Raw genomic sequence first — 18,160 nt, forward strand, 5'->3', positions numbered from 1 at the left:
AAGAATTACTGAAAAGATTATTGTGAAGTATAATCTATCAAGCTCTCACAACTGCTAAATAAGCACGAATTATGAAATTTCATAATCAGGCGCAGGGTTGTACCTTTGCAACTGCTTATTTGCTGATGAAGAAAAGTATAAACATCCCGCCCTTATATTACCCGCTGTGGCTGCTGCTCAAAGGTTTATCTTTGTTGCCGCTACGTGCGCTTTACGTGCTCTCTGATTTCTTATTTCTGGTTATCTACTACGGTATCGGTTATCGCAAAAAGGTGGTACTAACTAACCTGCGTAATTCTTTTCCGGAGAAAAACGAACAGGAAATAAAACAGGTAGCCAAAGACTTTTACCACCAGCTGACCGATGTGATCGTGGAAATTCTGAAGCTGCGGTCTATGAAGAGCGAAGAAATGAAGCAGCGGATAACTTTTACAAATCAGGATTTGCTGGATGATTTTGTGAAAAGTGGTACGCCGGTCATCACCATGGGTTCTCATTCGTGTAACTGGGAATGGGTACTTTCTGCCGGGGCTGTTCAGTTTGGTTTCCCTGCCGAAGGAATCTACAAGCCGCTTAACAATCCCTTCTTCGAAGATTTTATGCTTAGAACGCGGAGCCAGTTAGGAGCAAGGTTGATCAAAATGAAGGATACACTACGTGATTTTGCGGCTAATCGTAATACGCCCCGTGTAATTGCCATGCTATCTGACCAGACACCATTACGGAGCGAAATCACTTTCTGGACAACTTTTCTGAACCAGGATACGCCTTTTTATGAAGGGGCTGAAAAGCTGGCAAAAAAATTTAAATACCCGGTTCTGTTTCTTGATATCAGGCGAACCAACCGCGGATGCTACGCACTCACATTTGAGTTGATCTCTGACGGCACTTCAGATGCAGTCCCTATCACTGAAATTTTTGCTCAAAAACTGGAAGCTTCCATACGTCGCGCTCCTGCCGACTACCTTTGGACACACAAACGCTGGAAGCATCGCCGCGTAGCGGAAGTTACGAGTCCTGCATCCTGAGTTACTCCCTTTAACTATTTTAAAGCAACTCAGAACTCTTAAAGATACTGTTCTATATCTCCGGCGCCTTCGCGAAGCACTTCAAAACCATTGGCAGCATCCACTACAGTTGAGGCTTCGTTGTTGCCATAGCCGCCATCAATAACCAGGTCTACCAGGTTTCTATACTTTTCATAAATCAGTTCGGGGTCGGTGCTGTACTCCACTACTTCGTCTTCGTCGCGGATAGAGGTAGAAATGATCGGGTTGCCAAGCTCGCGTACCAGCGCCAGGGCTATCTCGTTTTCGGGTACACGAATGCCTACTGTTTTCTTTTTAATGCCAGCATAGCGCGGTACTTTGCTGCTTGCCTCCAGCACAAACGTAAACGGCCCGGGCAATGCTTTTTTCATTACTTTGTAAGCCTGCGTATCTATTTTGGCATAGTCCGAAATGTGGGTCAGGTCGGAGCAGATAAAGGAAAGATTCACCTTATCCGGTTTTACGCCTTTTATCTGGCAAAGCCGCTCTACTGCGCGCACGTTGTGTATATCGCAGCCCATGCCGTAAATGGTATCAGTTGGGTAAATGATAACACCACCATTCCGAAGTATATCAACTGCTTCCAGTATCTTTTTCTCCTGTGGGTTGTCGGGGTGTATGCGCATAAAAATTGCGTTGGCCATAGTTTTATCTTGTGATTTGGATGTAAATATAAGTTAAGCATACTCTTTTATAGTGTTAAACGTTTCCGGGGCGGGGCGGCCCGGCAGGAGCAATAACTACGTCAGGAGTATGTTTAGAGCAGGTTAGCAAAGATAATTCACGCATTCATACCTTCACGCATTCACAATTAGGAACATAAGTGTTAATTTTGGAGCTTTAATAACAACAGGTGAGGCGTATCTGTAACGCTGCATCAATTATAACTATGGCTAAGAAAGTCGCAACAACAAAGAAAAGAAAAGAAAAAAGTAAGCTGGTTCCGGGGCTCGTGGTGCTATTCCTGTTCCTGTTCGTGAGCTTCTCTTACTACGCTTACCAGATTGTATACACCGCCAACGTGGATACGAAAGATCAGGAAACCTATGTATACATACCAACTGGTGCTACTTATGAGCAAGCCCTGGATTCGGTAGAGGCAACCGGTACCATCATCGATAAACTGTCGCTGCGCTTTATGGCCAAGCTGATGAACTATGATGAACTGGTAAAGCCGGGCCGCTACAAACTGGAAAATGGCTGGGGTAACCGCCAGCTTATCGGTGTACTGCGCCTGGGCGAGCAATCTCCTGTAAAGCTAACCTTTAACAACGTGCGCCTGCGCACCCAGCTCGCCGAAAAACTGGCAACTGAAGTGGAACCCGGGCAGGAAGAACTAGACGCACTGCTAAACGATAACGAGTACCTGAAAACACTCGGCTTTGATACTACCACCGTTGTAAGCATGTTTGTGCCGAACACCTACGAAGTATACTGGACCATTACCGGTAAAGAACTGATGGAGCGTATGAAAACCGAGTACGACAAGTTCTGGACGGCAGAGCGCAAAGCGAAAGCCGATAAACTGGGGCTAACGCCAAAGCAGGTTTCTACGCTGGCATCTATTGTGCAGGCTGAAACTATAAAGAACGACGAAAAGCCCCGCGTGGCAGGCGTATACCTAAACCGTTTGCAAAAAAATATGTTGCTGCAAGCCGACCCGACCGTGGTATTTGCCGTGCGCGATTTCACTATTCGCCGTGTGCTTAACGTACACCTGCGCCACGATTCGCCTTACAACACTTACAAGTATAAAGGTTTGCCTCCAGGCCCGATCAACGTACCAAACATATCAAGTATAGATGCGGTACTTAACCCGGAGCAACACGACTACATTTATTTCTGCGCGAAAGAAGATTTTTCAGGATACCATAGTTTTGCTACCAATGTAGCAGAGCACCAGGCAAATGCCCGCCGCTACCAGCAGGCCCTGAATCAGCGTAAAATCATGAAATAACTAATTGCTGATGGCTAATTGCTGATTGTTATTTTAATATGTTTCAGCATTTGCCAATCAACAATTAACAACCAGCAATCAACAATTAACATGTTCGAATCAGAAGTTCAGATACGTGTGCGCTACGCCGAAACAGACCAGATGGGGTATGTATACTATGGCAATTATGCTGCTTATTATGAGGTGGCGCGCACCGAGGTATTCCGCAGGTTAGGCATTCATTATAAAGAGATGGAAGCCACCGGCACCATGATGCCTGTTCTCGAACTGAAATGTAAGTATGTGCGCCCGGCAAAGTATGACGATCTGCTCACGATAAAACTGCTGGTTAAGCACAAACCACACGGATCGCGTATAAAATTTGAATACGAAGTATACAACGAAGAGCAAACGCTGCTGAATGTAGGCGAAACCACCATGGTATTTGTGGATATGAAATCCGGAAGGCCAACGGCGGTGCCAGCGCTTATACACCAGAAGCTCGACTCGTTTTTTAGCGAATAGTTTTAGCGGATGAGGCTGAACCACCAATACCTGAAGCGGCGCCGTACCTATCGGAAATTTATCGTTTTCCTGAAAAGATGGCGTTTCAGTAACGGTCGCTATTCGGTTTATGATGTGGTGGATGTACTTTTAGGCGAGCTCCGGTTAGACTCCATTACCAAGCGGGCTTCCTACATGGCCTTTAACTTTACGCTGGCCATTTTCCCAAGTATAATCTTTCTCTTCACGCTTATACCATACATCCCGAGCGTGCTTTCCATGGATCTGAGCGCGAGCATCCTCAATTTTATCGGCGATTTTATGCCTGAAGAGATGTATGCAGCTACTTACAGCACCATCGAAGATATTGTAAACAAGCCACGCGGCGGCTTGCTGTCGTTCGGTTTTCTGTTTGCGCTTATACTTTCCACCAATGGCATCATGTCGCTGATGGATGCCTTTGATAAAAAGTACCATACGTTTTACAAACGTTCTTACCTGCGTAAGCGCATGATCGCAACATTGCTAACCGTTGCTCTGGCATTTATACTTTTTCTGGCGGTAGCGGCTATTTTCTTTGGGCAATGGATACTGGATGTGCTGGTGTTTTACGAAGTGGTTACTGAGAGCTATACGTACGCCCTAATCGTGATTCTAAAGTATGTGGCTATTGTGTTCCTGTTTATGCTGGCAACCTCGCTTATTTATTACTACGTGCCTGCCATACAGGATAAGTGGCCATTTATATCTGCGGGTGCTGTGGTTGCTACCGGGCTCATCTTCCTGGTGTCAATGATATTTTCGATGTACATAAGCGCTTTTGATACTTATAACAAATTTTATGGCTCCATAGGGGCCCTGATAGGTTTGATGATCTGGCTCGATTTTGTATCGATGATCCTGATACTGGGTTTCGAGATCAACGTAAGTATCGACACCGTTACGAAGCGCCTGGTATCCAGAAATACCCGCAAAGTGGTTATTGAAGAATAACCCTCTGCCAGTTTGTGGCATAAAGAGCGGGCTTTTTTCAGACTTCGCAAAAGTATAAACTATAAATAGTCATTGTCAGGCCTTATATGAGGATAGGACAATGAAAAATTTTCAGCTTAAAAATCAGCTGTTTATACTTTAATGCAGAAAACAACAGAAAAATGTTGCCGTATAGTTTTGATAATTAACTCCGGCTATATACTTTTGTGAACGATTAATACAGAGAGTTGGCAGAGTGGTCGAATGCGGCGGTCTTGAAAACCGTTGACTGTAACAGGTCCGGGGGTTCGAATCCCTCACTCTCTGCAAAGTAAAAGCCCCAAATAGCTGATATACAGCAATTTGGGGCTTTTTTTATTTGTTTTTCGTCAAAATTTCGTCAAACATCATTGAATTACAAGTACAAGACACTGCCTGTATTTTACGTGTTTGTCGTAGCCGATTCCAACCGATGAAAATGTAGAATCGAGCATATGCTTTCGGTGCCCAAGATTTGGTACATTGTAATCAATGAGAAGATTCATCACAATAGCTCTGCCTTCTTTTATTCCATACGCATTACATTCTGCAAAATTTTCCTTCTTACACAACTCCCGTTGATGCCCTGTCTTACCCATGATGCCTGATTCTTTTGCGAAGCATTTTGCATTGCTTGTCATGTAGCTGTCAGGCGTTAACGTTGCGGCAGGCTTCATTTCATTGAGATCTTTCAATAGTGATCGCCTGTATGCTTGCCAATTGGCTTTTTCGCCTCTCGTAAGTAACATTTCGGAAGGAATCTCTACCCGTGCATATTTCTTCGGATAAAGACGAGCTAAGTTCAGGTATAGGAGTGTTTCCTTTTCCGTATCGTTCAGATATGTTGCATTCCTACCAGTATCGGCATTGCGCAGCTCTGCTGCTGTCCATTCCACATTCGCTGGCTGCGATGTATGGGTATGTAGTACAAAGGTGAAAAACAGTAGAAGGGAGTATATCATCTTGCAGTCGTATTTAACTAAAACGCAGAAAAATGTTATTGATTACATCATAAGCTGTCGGTAGTACCTTTCATTATTAAAACAGGTGCTTCTATGCAATGTTATTAATATCGAAAATTACGAAAGCTCTGGATCGTTTTTCTTTCGGATAGTTCAAATTCTGGATAAGTCAAGACCTGAAATGGTATATTGCTATCGGGAAACGAAAGTTCTGAAACCTCGAGGGTTGCTCTGTAGGGCGTTGTAAATAGCTTCTGTGTGCCCTTTACACTGCTGTGCACCAAAATGTCGAAACTAATTGGAAGACATGCTACGGGTTCACTCAGGTTCATGATTATATCTTCAATTACATCACCCAGTTCTTCCCGTTGAACAATAAAATCAAAGCCATTGGTAACACTGGTATGCATTGTCAAGGTGATAGTGAATTTGGCATTTCCATTCTGGTACGAGTAAACAGTTTCGATCGATTTTTTACTTGTTTCCATGATCCTGCACTTTGATTTGTTCCAGCCTTCGGGCGTATTCCAAGGTTATTACGTGTAGCATTTCTGATTTTGAAAAATGAAATCCCATATCCAGCATCTGGTTTTTAATCCAATCGAGCTTTGCCATAGTTCGGGCTTTTACCTTTATACTTCGAAAGTCGTTTTTCCTGTGATTGTAATCTGTCATATAATCTTTGTTTAGGATTATATATTCGAATTGAAAATCAGAATCATCGATTTTTCTACATTTTTTTCTACCGTTTCCGATAATGGTAGCGTGCTGTTTTTACTATATACATAGAAAGGATAAAAAGCCATGATTATATTGAAGTATAGCAACCTTGGGAAAGGTTTAACACGTGTGCTAAACCCGTTATCGGGCTTATACGGTGCAATGGACACCAATACAGGAGAAGTAGTAATTCGCCCGAAGTATACCGAATTACATGAATTTGAAAACGAACGTGCTGTGGCTATAAAAGATGGTAAGTATCTTGAGGTAGACAAGGAAGGTAGAGAGTATAGAGATCGGCAGAGATATTTCGATGAGTTGGATGGGATGCGAATATACCTTACGCTTAAAGCAGACTACTGCCCTGCTTGTAGAGATAAAGGCTGTGAATTTTGCCAAGGATTAGGCTTTATTCCGATCAATTACGATTTTGACATTGATTAATGTGTTTTGTCCAGCCGAGAAATGGGCGTGTCGAATTTCGATGCGCCCATTTCTTTTTCCTGCATATCGTTTCACTTGACCTCGCAGATGTATATCTTGTACGGAGATTATACATTGTACCACACATTGTAAGGTCTTTCCATTGATCTTACAACACCAGACATACAGAACTCATTGATAATGAACGGAGAAAGCCTTGCGCCACAGGAAGATCTACTACAGCAACTGAAAGCAATACTACCAGCAGCGTTTACAGAAGATAAGATTGGGAGAAGCTGAAAGCATCACTTGGCGAAAATATTAATTTCAGCAACGAACGATACGTACTGAATTGGGCTGGTAAAAGCGATGCTTTCAGGTCGCTCCAGATGCCAAATACCAAGACATTAGTTGCATCCAAGGATGATTCCATAAATTTCGATGAAACCGAGCACATCTTCATTGAAGGGGATAATTTGGATGTCCTGAAAGTGTTGCAGAGAAGCTATTTCGGCAAGATACGGCTGGCGGTGATAGATCCGCCATACAACACAGGGGGCGATAGTTTTGTGTATCCTGATAAATTTTCTGAAACCAAAACTGAATACCTAAAACGTGTCGGTGATAAAGACGAAGAAGGATTTGTAACGAAAGAGGGGCGATTTACCAAGAACAGCAAAGAAAACGGGCAGTTCCATAGTAACTGGCTGAACATGATGTATCCACGTCTGTTTCTGGCGAGGAATCTTCTTAGCCCAGATGGTCTGATTTTCATCTCGATCGATGATAACGAGGTTCATAATTTGCGATTATTAATGAACGAGATCTTCGGTGAAGAGAACTTCATCGGGCAGCTTATCTGGAAGCGCAGACAGAACGTTGATAGCCGAGCAAAAAAAGGAATTTCCGTTGACCATGAATATGTTATCTGCTACAGTAAATCAGAAGCAGGATCATTAAAGGGTGGTGATAAAGACTTTAATAAATATTCGAATCCAGACAACGATGAACGTGGCGACTGGATGAGCGATAATATGGTTGGATTGGCTACCAAAGATCAACGACCGAACTTACATTATGATCTAACCGATCCCGAAACAGGAATTACTTATAAGTGCCCACCAACGGGCTGGCGATACGAACCAAAGCGTATGGCAGAACTGATTCGGAATAACGAAGTTTTATTTCCAGCAAAGCCGAATGGTAGACCACGGAGAAAGAAATTTGTGAAGGATCTTGAAAGTGATTTTACTGGTTTCTCAAGCGTTCTTAACACCGTTTTTAACACCCAAGGAACAAGAGAACTCAGGGCATTATTTGATGATAATGAGTATTTTGATTTCCCAAAGCCAACGGATCTGATCAAGCTTCTGCTTAAACAAGGTATGGAAGCAGATTCCAACCAAATAGTAATGGATTTCTTCGCTGGCAGTGGAACTACTGGACAGGCTGTTATGGAGCTGAATAAGGAAGATGGTGGTAATCGCAAAATGTTACTGGTTCAGCTTCCGCAACCGTATGATCCTGATGAAGAAGCATACAAAGCAGGTTACAAATCTGTTGCTGCTCTGACACGTGAACGTATTCGAAGATCCATATCCAAAATTCATGCAGAGAAAGAGAACAAGATAGAAGCTTTAGCTGCATTGGAAGCATTGGTATACGAACTCAACGTAGAACTGGAAAAGCTTTCTACCGAAGATCCGCAAGCAAACACCCTGTTCGAAGGAGGCAAAGAATCAAAAGCCATCACCAAACTAAAATTGGAAATGCAGAAGAAAGAAGCTGCAATTGATGCGTTGCGGGAAGAAATAGAAAACATAGAAAAAGTCGATTTAGGTTTCAAAAGTTTGGTGCTTTCGGATAGTAACTTTAAACAGTGGCAACAATTGAATACTAAAGATGTCAATGCGCTGGAAGAACAAATGAAGTTGTTCATAGATCCCGTAGCAGAAACGGCATCCATCGAAAACATGGTATATGAACTGCTATTGAAAGCAGGCAAAGACATCAATAGCAAGGTTGAGAATAAAGGCAAATACTACCGTGTGGCTGGTAACGAATTGATATTGATGTTGGAAAAAGCTACGCAGGACATCGTTGATGCAGTACTCCAAGAGAAACCAGAAAAAGTTATCGCACTCGATAAACTGTTCATAGGCAACGATCAGTTGAAAACCAATACAGTCTTGCAAATGAAAGATGCTGGCGTAGAATTCAAAACGATTTAGTATGAAGATAGCGTTTGAATCGAACCTTCAATACCAGCAAGATGCTATAAAATCGATTACTGCAGTATTCGAAGGTCAGCCATCTGAAGATACTATAAGGGAGTATAGCTTAAATGAAAAGGGCAGCTTGAACCTGATCAACGGCATTGGTAACAGCTTGGTCTTATCACAGGAACAAATATTGTCAAACCTGCAAGCGGTTCAGAAGAAGAATGAACTTCCGATATCCTCAGAACTGGCAGGTATGAACTTCTCTGTGGAGATGGAAACAGGTACGGGTAAAACCTACGTGTACCTGCGAACCGTCTATGAACTCTACTCACAGTACGGCTTCAAAAAATTTGTGATAGTAGTGCCCTCGGTGGCAATACGGGAGGGTGTGATCAAAAATCTGGAGATCACGCACGAGCATTTTCAGAACCTATACGATCATGTGCCATCGAACTTTCAGGTGTATGACAGCTCAAGGACATCATCTCTCAGAGGCTTTGCCACTGCGGACAACATCGAGATACTTGTGATCAATATTGATGCTTTTTCGAAAGACAACAATGTCATAAATACGATTCAAGAAACAGGGGTTAAGCCTGTAGAATACATACAATCAGCTAACCCGATTGTAATAGTGGACGAGCCACAAAACATGGAAACAGAGAAACGTAAGCTGGCAATCGAGAACCTGAAACCGCTTTGTACGCTCCGTTATTCCGCTACACACCGCAACACTTACAACCTAACATACAGCCTTAATCCAGTTCGTGCATATGATCTGGGGCTGGTGAAGCAAATCGAGGTTGATTCCGTGGTAGAAGAAAATGCAAACAACGAAGCGTTTGTATCGCTGGATGATATCAAAGCCACTAAGACTAAGTTGGCAGCCAATCTTTCCATTTTTGCTAACAGTACTTCTGGTGTGAAGAAGAAAAACATTACGGTGAAGTCTGGAGATGACCTGTACAGCCTATCGAACGGAAGAGAGATCTACGCAGATGGCTTCATCGTGGATGAAATAGATGCTTCTAACGGTTTTATTACTTTCGAAAATGGCAACATGCTGTATAAAGGCAGTAGCCAAGGCGGTCTTAACGAAGAGGTAATGAAGTTCCAGATGCGCAGAACCATTGCGGAGCATCTAAACAAAGAAAGGCGTTTCGCAAGGGATGGAATAAAAGTACTGTCGCTTTTCTTTATTGATAAGGTTGCCAACTACCGAGAGTACGATGCTGCTGGAAATCCAACACAAGGCAAATTCGCCAAATGGTTCGAAGAAATTTATCTGGAAACCATTGCCAAGAAAGAATACCGTGATCTGGATAAATTTCCTGTTCAGGAATGCCATAACGGTTACTTTTCAGCCGACAAGAAAGGTATATGGAAGGATATAAGGGAATCAGAAGCAGCACAGAACAGCGAGGCTGCGCAGAAAGCATATCACGCAATCATGCGAGATAAAGAATTGTTGCTGGACATCAACTACCCTCTGCGTTTCATATTCTCTCATTCTGCCCTACGGGAAGGTTGGGATAACCCGAACGTGTTCCAGATATGTACCCTTAACGAAACAAAATCTGCTGTTAGGAAACGTCAGGAAATCGGTAGGGGATTACGATTGGCTGTAGATCAAACTGGAAATAGGGTATATGATCGTAATGTGAACCGACTTACTGTGATCGCCAACGAATCCTACGATGATTTTGCAAGGGCGTTACAAAACGAAATAGAGGAAGATTGTGGCGTTGAGTTTAAAGGCAGGATTAAAAATAAACGGGAGCGTATTGCAGTTAAATACCGCAAGGGTTTCCAAGCTGATCCGAAGTTTCTGGAGATATGGGAGAAAATCAAGCACCATACCACCTATCGTGTCGACTACGATACTGATGAATTGGTGCGTGTCGCAGCAGCAGCGACTCAGGCGTTACCTGAAATAACAGCACCAGCGATCGTGGCAACTAAGGTAGCAATTATGATGTCGGAAGAGGGAGTTGATACCCGTTACGCTGGAACAAAATCTGAATCCTTTGACTACAACTGGTCTATACCTGATGTTCTGGGCTATATCCAGCGCAAAACCGAATTAACCAGGTCCACAGTTTTTGAAATTTTGAGCAAGTCAGGTAGGATTGGCGATATCCTTGTAAACCCACAGCTTTTTCTCGATTATGCATCTCAGGCAATCAGAAAGAGCCTTTATGGATTGATGATTAATGGCATAAAATACCATAAAGTAAACGGTAGTGAATACCAGATGACAAAGTTCGAAGCCAAGGAACTGGAAACATATTTGGATGAATTCACATTCAAGGTCGGTGATACTACAAAGACCATTTATGATGAATTCATGCCATTGGATTCAAAGGTAGAGAATAGGTTCGCACAGGATTGTGAATCCAGTGAACAGGTGAAATTCTACTTCAAATTGCCAAGTTGGTTTAAAATTGCCACACCGATAGGTACTTACAATCCAGATTGGGCAGTGGTGTTCAATGATGAAAAAAAGGTATACTTTGTAGCGGAAACGAAAGATACTGGCACACCAGAAGTTGATCTTTCAAAGCTGACAGAGGACGAGCAAATGAAGATTAAATGCGGCACAGCGCATTTTAAAGAGTTCGATGATCTGGAGTACCAAGTAGTAAACAGGGTTAGCCAGTTGGCGAGGATACACAGCCGATAATACGGATTCTAATATATGAAACGGAAAGCGGTGGGTAGCAATACTCACCGCTTTCCGTTTTAGTTCATGCTACAAATATTCCCGTTTGTTTCAGTGGATATCCAGTGTAACTGTAGCTCAATACATTCATGCGCTACCAATTCTACGCTCCGCTAACATTAAAAAAATATACAACATAATGGTATACATATAAGCTACAATGCATCTGAATATAGGTGATACATGACAAAATATATCCACTATTAATGATAACATATTAATTGTTCCTGCCTGTGGACAGGTAGATTAATATCTTCTGTGTGTACTGCTGGTGTATGCAATAAATATTATTTCTACATCCAACTTAAAACTTTTAAAAATCATGATGTATAACAGGTAGTATACTCGATATATAGTATATGAATAAAAATAATCCAATTATAATCATGAAATATAATATTAAAAGATCATCTGAAGTATATGTGTCGAATATATTAAAAGCTTATGTATCAATTGCTTCGTTATCGTGCATATCCACCGTTACATATGTTACACGGCTAAAAAATAATAGCCATGCGTAGTGCTTGCGCATGCTTATCGAGATCCAGCTACGGGGAAGTACTGGAACTCAGCTACACAGAAATTTGTGGTTCGGCTGCGAGAATCCCGAAAAGGTAAAGCGAAAGGTGTAGTATACACGGAAAAGGTAAAGGCACTTGATATACCTGCTGCCAACGCTTGGCTACCTAACGGATTATCGAAAGAAGATCTCACCATCATATTTGATACATTCTGGAATTATAAAATAGAATGGGAAATGGACATGGTGATCGCCACCATCAACTGTCTCTACTTCAACCGCTACTGTCGAGGCTTCAAGAACGACTTCATGCAAGACGATGGGTATTTATATGTACCCAACAAGCAGTTCCAAAAATGGGTACACGATAAGAAGTACGTGATGTATTTAAATGTACTGATCGAAGCTCAGGTGATACAGCGAACTATTTTCGATTTCAATCCACACGATGTAAGAAAGCCATTATATGCCTACAGAATCAATCCGAATCTGATCGATAGAAGCAGCAAACAGTGGTATAAGATCGGTTATGAATCCGATAGAATGAACATTAAGGTTCACCAGCGTAAGCAGGAGCGGATAAAAAATCTGGGTGTATCCGAAGTCAGAAATATATTAGCGACATGGTGTGAAGAACTGGTAAGAGAAATCGATATCGATGCGCTGACGAGTGATCTGGAAGGTAAAGTGAAACGCAGTAGAAAAGCCGATCCGTGGAATATGTTAAAAGTAAAGAAAACCAGTTACAGTGATTTTTTAGAAATAACTCGTAGGCTGGTAAACGGTGATTTATTCTACTGTAACCTAATGGATATTTTCGGATTTCGGTTTCATTCGCCCTTCACCAACATCCATTCTTTCATATACAATTACGTCCGAATTGATGGGCAGCCCGTGGCGCAGAATGATATCAAAAATTCTCAGATGTATTTCCTGTCGCTATGCTTTTCAGACATGGATGCTGCGTACTCGCTTCTGAAGGAAAGTGATGAAAATGGAAAATTCTGGAGTGCTTTGATGTACATGCAACAGCAAAAAGATGCTGCGGATCTGAAATTATTCTGTACACTAAGTCGATCAGGTGCGGTATACGATGCACTGGCGCAGCGTTTATCGATTAAGAGAAAGGGTGCGAAAAACAAACTAATGAAGGTACTTTTCTCCAACAGATCACAATGTTTTTACGCAAGATCAAAAGTAAAAGAAGTATATCCCACGCTTGTTGTACTTGCAGATGCTCTGAACGATGAAATGCTCATCCCGCAGATGTTGCAGCGTATGGAAGCAAAAATGCTCGATTTGATCTGTGCCGAACTTATAGCATTGGATGTGAAAATAATTACCTGCCATGACAGTATAACCAGTTCGGTTGCCAACTGTACAATAGTGAATCAGACTATAAAAAAGGTTTTTCAGCAACTGAACCTACCGCAGCCGATGGTAGCTGTTAAAGAGTTTAGTGGGTTGAAAGGTGCATGGTAGATCCGTGATTCAAAACCCTGTCCATCGGACAGGGTTTCTTTTTATGCAAACTGATACCAGATATATACTGAAAAATAATACAATGAAATGAGTATATCAGTTGAAGAACTACGTTCGTATATTTTCGAGTTTTATGATATAACGGGTAGGGCAGTGGATGAAAAAGAAATAAATTTTCTGATAGAATGTGTCGGACACAAAGACTACAGAGATGTCGTGATTTCCAGTAACGACAAGGAATTTGTTACATTGATTACAGGATTTGCGCTCTTTTTTAAAGCGCAATTAAGAAAGCACGCTATTCGGAGCTTCTTAGCAGGTGATTAGTCGAATGAAGTAGTTGCGCATAATCAGGCAGGTTGTTCTTCGACCAGTTTCTTTACACGCTGAACGGTGGAAATACCGACATCGCAGAGTTTGGCTGTTTCCCGAATGGTATAGCCATCGTTTAAGTACTTCACAACTTGTTTATATTCCGATAAAACCTTTGATGGAGCTTTCGTACTGTTCTTCGGTCTGCCCAACACCTTACCCTTTCTTCGTGCTTCCTGCAATCCTGATTTTACACGTTCGATCAGCGTGATCCTTTCCATACGACCGAGATCTGTGAGTATGGTTATCAGAAACTGTGTCATAGGATTCACTGAACCATCCTTATTCAAAGTTTCCAAATTGTAATTCATTACTATAACGCTGACACGGTGGTGGTGCAATGTTTCTAATGTTGTCAAAACCTGTGAAGTTATTCTGCCCAAACGAGTTACATCATGCACAAGTAATTTATTGATCTTTCCAGTTTGAGCGAGTTCCAACAGGCGTTGAATCCCTTTTCTGTCTTCATTCTTCTTTGCACCGCTAATGGTTTCAGCAATCGTTTCAACCACCGTGAGATTCCTGCTTTCAGCGAATTCTGTTAACTGTGATATTTGCCTGTCATAGCTCTGATCGGCAGTTGATATCCTAACAAGAAGCGCAGCCCTATTCATAGTTATAGTTAATAATAGTGTATTCAAATATACGAATTTGTATTCATAATAACGAATCTTTTTCACAACACAAGAATCAGGTATTTCAATCTTCGAATTTGAACCGTGAAAGATGTTTTCGTCAGCAACGTTATTTTGAACACAAAACTACTTTGCCAGTTTCAGAATTCTGAACGCACCTCGGATCACGATCACGAACACGGTAGCACCTACCACCAGATCGGGTATTGCTGATCCAGTAAACAGCACCAGCAGACCAGCGAGAATCACGCCACCGTTGATGATGATGTCATTGGATGTGAAGATCATGGTTGCCTGCATGTGTGCCTCCTTGCTTTTGCTTTTCTGCAACAGGTAAAGGCAATAGGCATTGGCAAGTAGGGCAAGTATAGAGATGATGATCATGGTGCGAAAATCGGGCATCGGTTCATCTCCGATTACTCTGCGTACCACTTCCACAAATCCAACTATAGCCAATGTAAGCTGAAGGTAACCACTGATCTTGGCGATGCTCTTTTTCCTTGCAATGGTGCTGCCGACCGCAAAAAGGCTAAGCCCGTACACCAACGAATCAGCCAGCATGTCCAGCGAATCAGCGACCAAGCCCATAGACTTGGAAATGATACCCGTAGTCATCTCAACTACGAAGAAGGCAAAATTGATAAACAGCACAATCCACAGCAGCTTACGCTGCCCTTGGGCATCTTCAACCACCATTTCCTTCTGATCGCTGTGTTCTGTTGCCAGCAGCGAAGAACCCAAGCCAAGTTCATTGATTGAGCCTGTGATTGTTTCCAGTTCACCCGTATGGTAAACCGTTAGCTGGCGTTGCTGTAGATCAAAGTCCAGACTTTTTATAGCAGCTATTCCATCCAGTTTCATACGCACCACGTTTTCCTCGGATGCACAGTCCATATGCTGGATCTTATATGTTGATTTCTCCATTATCAGTATATTATGAAGTAACAGGCTCAGCTTTACTCGATCCGATACCTGTTACTTCGATCATACATAAAAACAAATACGATGCTTACAGCAGCCTGAGTTTGATACCACCGTTGATGATCCTGCCATCCACAGGTGCGTAGATCTCGTTGAATACAGGATTGGTGATCGTACCTGTATAGATGCTGCCGAACTTGCTTTGTCTGGTATCAAAGATGTTTTCGAAGTTGATAAAGATCGAAATCTTGTTGAATGTTTTCTCTGCCATGATACCGCTCAGCCAGTAGCTTCGACCTTTACCGCCAGTTGACAACTGCTGTGGGCTGAAATAATACGTTTCCAGACCGATGCGGAAATTATCTTCTTTTTCCAGCATCAGGATGGCGTTGATCCGATGCTTCGGTGTCAGTGGTATTTGTGTAAGTTCTTCGTTGTAGTGCTGCTTGGCATCCGTGTAAGTATACCCCAGAAACAGCCTTGCCCATTCATAACCCAACTTGATGTTGGTTTCCGTGCCCTTTGAATCGATGTGCCCGTTGGCATTCTGGAATTCATACAGGTTATCTGGTCGTAGCGATAGGATAAGCGGATTGTTCAGGTAAGTATAAAAGAACATGTGGTTGATGCTGAAAGTAAACTTCTCTCCAAGCAACGTACTGTAGTTGATGTCAGCATTGCCACCGATGGAAGTTTCAGCTTGGGTTTCGCTGGCGTTCAGTGGCAGGATGTTCCTGAATGTTACGTTTTCAGCTTCTTCCGTAAAGATGGTTGGGGTTTTGTAGCCCATGCCACCACCGATACGAGAGGTTATCTTATCGCTGATCGTAAACATACCAGAGATGCGTGGCAACAGGAAAAGCCCTTTGGCTTTGTTGGCTGGTGCTGGCGTAACGTAGTCAGCTCTCAGCCCTGATTCCAGCGTAAACCATTCCGTTGGAGCGAACGTGTTCTGTGCAAAAGCACCAACGATAGTATAATCATAATCCCTTGCCTGTTCAGCACCGATGCCCTGTTCCTCGAACTTATCAGTCCATAGGTTCGCTCCAATCACCCAATCCAGCTTCCCGACTTTGGTATTGTATGCCACTTCACTGAAGCTGGATAGTTGCTTGCCCTGAAATTCATAATCAGGCACTCCAATATCCCTGTCGAAGAAGCTAAGACTGTTTTTTACTGAAAGCGTGGACTGGTCGGTTAGTTTTTGTGCGTAACTGAACTGCGTGGAAAGCCTGTTGGTGTTGTTTTCCTCAAAATAGAAATCACCTTCTTCGCCATCAATATAACGCATATCACCGCCCAAACGGTCTTCCTTGGATGCGTTCACTCCAAAGGATAGCTGTGTGCGGTCATTCGGGTAAAAGTATAGTGTTGGGTTGACAGTGTAGCGTTCGAATTCTGGGATCGCAGAAAGCCCGATATCGGCTGGATCATACGCTGAATTGCTGTTTCTGGAAGCAAACATGGTTATACCGAACTTCCCGTACTTTTTTCCATAGAATCCACTCAGATCAAGCCCTTTGCCACTGGTAACATTTGCCATAAAGCTGAGATCTCCTTCTTCGGTCGGCTTTTTGGTGATTAGGTTGATCAAACCAGCTATCGCACCACCACCGTACAGCGTAGACGAACTTCCTTTGATCACCTCTACCTGAGATAAGTTGAGCGGTGGGATCTGCATGATACTTAGACCACTGGAAAAGCCAGAGTATAATGGAAAGCCATTCTCCAAGATCTGGGTGTAGCGACCATCCAGACCTTGTATGCGGATGTTGGAGTTTGCACTGGTAGCGGAAGTCTGCTGCGTTTGGATGCCCGTGCTTTCACTGAGCAATATGCGGATATCGCCAGCTCTCATGTTGGCTTTCTCACCAAGTTCTTCGGTGGTGATCGCTTCGATGCGTGTCGGGATGTCAGCAATGGTTCGGCTGCTTCTGGTGGTTGTTACCACCACTTCTTCCAGTTCCTCACCGCTTGGCTCTAAGAGTATCTCAAGCGGAGTAGTTTGGGCTATCGGAAACGTAAGCTTTTGGAATTTATCTTCATAGCCGATGTAGCTGAACCTGATCGTCTGCTCGCCTTCTGGTATGCCAGAAAGCACCACCAAGCCAGTGGCATCGGAACTTGCTCCGATAGATGTTCCCGTGATCGATGCCGTAGCACCTATGAGTGGTTGTTGCGATTCGCTATCCCTGATGATAGCCTGTAAGGTATGCTGGCTATACGCCACAGTACTGCACAATAGCATGAGCAGCACAAAAAAGTACTTCTTCATTGAAAAATAAGCTAATATAGTAAATACAGAAAGTTTGCTACGGTTGCGTAGCGTAATCATTGTGGCAATGCCACGTCCTGGTTATTAGCTTAACTTAGGCGGTTGCCAGATGGAATGATGGAAGTGGGCGATAAAGCTTGGGTTGTAAACTGTATAGGTTACATCAGTAAGCAAGATCGGTTCTGCTGGCGTAATTGGGGGTATGGTGATGGTAAAGCCACTACACGTAGAGCAACTGTTAAAAGGGGAACAGATATCCGATCCGCTTTCTTTGTTATCTGTTTGCTCTGTACTGACTTCGTTTGTGGAACAACTGTCAGTCGGGCAACACGGCATGACCGTTAGCACGAAAACCAAGAGGGTTAATATGACAGTTAAGAATTTCACGGTGCAATAGTACACATTT

The 18,160-nt window shown here is 42.9% G+C and carries 15 protein-coding genes and 1 tRNA gene; 9 read left to right on the forward strand and 7 right to left on the reverse strand.

Going from position 1 to position 18,160, the window contains the following annotated elements; all coding sequences use genetic code 11:
- Positions 1-71 precede the first annotated feature (71 nt).
- Positions 72-1,028 (forward strand): lysophospholipid acyltransferase family protein, encoded by a 957-nt coding sequence (locus LWP20_RS04525; RefSeq protein ID WP_242926918.1) that lies wholly within the window; start codon positions 72-74, stop codon positions 1,026-1,028.
- Positions 1,029-1,066: 38 nt separating this feature from the next.
- Here the strand turns inward: LWP20_RS04525 and LWP20_RS04530 are convergent, their stop codons facing one another.
- Positions 1,067-1,693: an L-threonylcarbamoyladenylate synthase gene (locus tag LWP20_RS04530; RefSeq protein WP_242926919.1), complete on the reverse strand. Its 627-nt coding sequence runs from the start codon at positions 1,691-1,693 to the stop codon at positions 1,067-1,069.
- A 245-nt stretch (positions 1,694-1,938) separates the two neighbouring features.
- Here LWP20_RS04530 and mltG point away from each other — a divergent pair, with 245 nt between their 5' ends.
- The 4 genes from mltG (at position 1,939) to LWP20_RS04550 (ending at position 4,788) form a co-directional block, all read left to right on the forward strand.
- Entirely contained in the window at positions 1,939-3,006 is a 1,068-nt protein-coding gene (gene mltG / locus LWP20_RS04535; RefSeq protein ID WP_242926920.1) for an endolytic transglycosylase MltG, read from the forward strand.
- 90 nt (positions 3,007-3,096) lie between these two features.
- Positions 3,097-3,510: an acyl-CoA thioesterase gene (locus LWP20_RS04540; protein ID WP_242926921.1), complete on the forward strand. Its 414-nt coding sequence runs from the start codon at positions 3,097-3,099 to the stop codon at positions 3,508-3,510.
- Between the two features lie 9 nt (positions 3,511-3,519).
- Entirely contained in the window at positions 3,520-4,482 is a 963-nt protein-coding gene (locus LWP20_RS04545; protein WP_242926922.1) for a YihY/virulence factor BrkB family protein, read from the forward strand.
- A gap of 221 nt (positions 4,483-4,703) precedes the next feature.
- Positions 4,704-4,788, forward strand: a tRNA-Ser gene (locus tag LWP20_RS04550).
- Between the two features lie 80 nt (positions 4,789-4,868).
- Here LWP20_RS04550 and LWP20_RS04555 read toward each other — a convergent pair.
- From LWP20_RS04555 to LWP20_RS04565, 3 genes are all read right to left on the reverse strand, one after another.
- Positions 4,869-5,396: a CAP domain-containing protein gene (locus LWP20_RS04555; protein WP_242926923.1), complete on the reverse strand. Its 528-nt coding sequence runs from the start codon at positions 5,394-5,396 to the stop codon at positions 4,869-4,871.
- Positions 5,397-5,566: 170 nt separating this feature from the next.
- Complete coding sequence (locus LWP20_RS04560) at positions 5,567-5,950, reverse strand: hypothetical protein (protein WP_242926924.1); 384 nt, start codon at positions 5,948-5,950, stop codon at positions 5,567-5,569.
- A complete protein-coding gene (locus LWP20_RS04565) occupies positions 5,937-6,137 on the reverse strand; it encodes a hypothetical protein (RefSeq protein ID WP_242926925.1) in 201 nt (66 codons plus the stop codon). Before LWP20_RS04565 ends, LWP20_RS04560 begins: the two co-directional genes overlap by 14 nt.
- A 129-nt stretch (positions 6,138-6,266) precedes the next feature.
- Between LWP20_RS04565 and LWP20_RS04570 the strand changes: the two genes are divergently transcribed.
- From LWP20_RS04570 to LWP20_RS04585, 4 genes are all read left to right on the forward strand, one after another.
- Positions 6,267-6,626, forward strand: coding sequence for a WG repeat-containing protein (locus LWP20_RS04570; protein ID WP_242926926.1), 360 nt, complete (start codon positions 6,267-6,269; stop codon positions 6,624-6,626).
- A 368-nt stretch (positions 6,627-6,994) separates the two neighbouring features.
- Complete coding sequence (locus LWP20_RS04575; protein WP_242926927.1) at positions 6,995-8,836, forward strand: site-specific DNA-methyltransferase; 1,842 nt, start codon at positions 6,995-6,997, stop codon at positions 8,834-8,836.
- A 1-nt stretch (position 8,837) separates the two neighbouring features.
- The gene (locus LWP20_RS04580; protein WP_242926928.1) at positions 8,838-11,510 is read left to right on the forward strand and encodes a restriction endonuclease; all 2,673 of its coding nucleotides are present in this window, start codon (positions 8,838-8,840) and stop codon (positions 11,508-11,510) included.
- A gap of 559 nt (positions 11,511-12,069) precedes the next feature.
- Positions 12,070-13,551 carry a hypothetical protein gene (locus tag LWP20_RS04585; protein WP_242926929.1) on the forward strand — a complete coding sequence of 494 codons (1,482 nt, stop codon included), beginning with the start codon at positions 12,070-12,072 and terminating at the stop codon, positions 13,549-13,551.
- Between the two features lie 350 nt (positions 13,552-13,901).
- Here LWP20_RS04585 and LWP20_RS04590 read toward each other — a convergent pair whose 3' ends face one another.
- From LWP20_RS04590 to LWP20_RS04600, 3 genes are all read right to left on the reverse strand, one after another.
- Positions 13,902-14,603: a recombinase family protein gene (locus LWP20_RS04590; RefSeq protein ID WP_242926930.1), complete on the reverse strand. Its 702-nt coding sequence runs from the start codon at positions 14,601-14,603 to the stop codon at positions 13,902-13,904.
- An 81-nt stretch (positions 14,604-14,684) separates the two neighbouring features.
- Positions 14,685-15,482 (reverse strand): cation efflux transmembrane domain-containing protein, encoded by a 798-nt coding sequence (locus LWP20_RS04595; protein WP_242926931.1) that lies wholly within the window; start codon positions 15,480-15,482, stop codon positions 14,685-14,687.
- Between the two features lie 85 nt (positions 15,483-15,567).
- Positions 15,568-17,754: a TonB-dependent receptor gene (locus LWP20_RS04600; protein WP_242926932.1), complete on the reverse strand. Its 2,187-nt coding sequence runs from the start codon at positions 17,752-17,754 to the stop codon at positions 15,568-15,570.
- Positions 17,755-18,160 lie beyond the last annotated feature (406 nt).

Origin of the sequence: Pontibacter vulgaris, assembly GCF_022758145.1 — a bacterium.
Taxonomy (GTDB): Bacteria; Bacteroidota; Bacteroidia; order Cytophagales; family Hymenobacteraceae; genus Pontibacter; species Pontibacter vulgaris.

Coding starts and splice junctions, on each gene's coding strand:
- LWP20_RS04560 (WP_242926924.1), bottom strand. CDS start 5,950: ATGGAAACAAGTAAAAAATCGATCGAAACTGTTTACTCGTACCAGAAT.
- LWP20_RS04545 (WP_242926922.1), top strand. CDS start 3,520: ATGAGGCTGAACCACCAATACCTGAAGCGGCGCCGTACCTATCGGAAA.
- LWP20_RS04525 (WP_242926918.1), top strand. CDS start 72: ATGAAATTTCATAATCAGGCGCAGGGTTGTACCTTTGCAACTGCTTAT.
- LWP20_RS04595 (WP_242926931.1), bottom strand. CDS start 15,482: ATGGAGAAATCAACATATAAGATCCAGCATATGGACTGTGCATCCGAG.
- LWP20_RS04530 (WP_242926919.1), bottom strand. CDS start 1,693: ATGGCCAACGCAATTTTTATGCGCATACACCCCGACAACCCACAGGAG.
- LWP20_RS04570 (WP_242926926.1), top strand. CDS start 6,267: ATGATTATATTGAAGTATAGCAACCTTGGGAAAGGTTTAACACGTGTG.
- mltG (WP_242926920.1), top strand. CDS start 1,939: ATGGCTAAGAAAGTCGCAACAACAAAGAAAAGAAAAGAAAAAAGTAAG.
- LWP20_RS04540 (WP_242926921.1), top strand. CDS start 3,097: ATGTTCGAATCAGAAGTTCAGATACGTGTGCGCTACGCCGAAACAGAC.
- LWP20_RS04600 (WP_242926932.1), bottom strand. CDS start 17,754: ATGAAGAAGTACTTTTTTGTGCTGCTCATGCTATTGTGCAGTACTGTG.
- LWP20_RS04580 (WP_242926928.1), top strand. CDS start 8,838: ATGAAGATAGCGTTTGAATCGAACCTTCAATACCAGCAAGATGCTATA.
- LWP20_RS04565 (WP_242926925.1), bottom strand. CDS start 6,137: ATGACAGATTACAATCACAGGAAAAACGACTTTCGAAGTATAAAGGTA.
- LWP20_RS04575 (WP_242926927.1), top strand. CDS start 6,995: ATGCCAAATACCAAGACATTAGTTGCATCCAAGGATGATTCCATAAAT.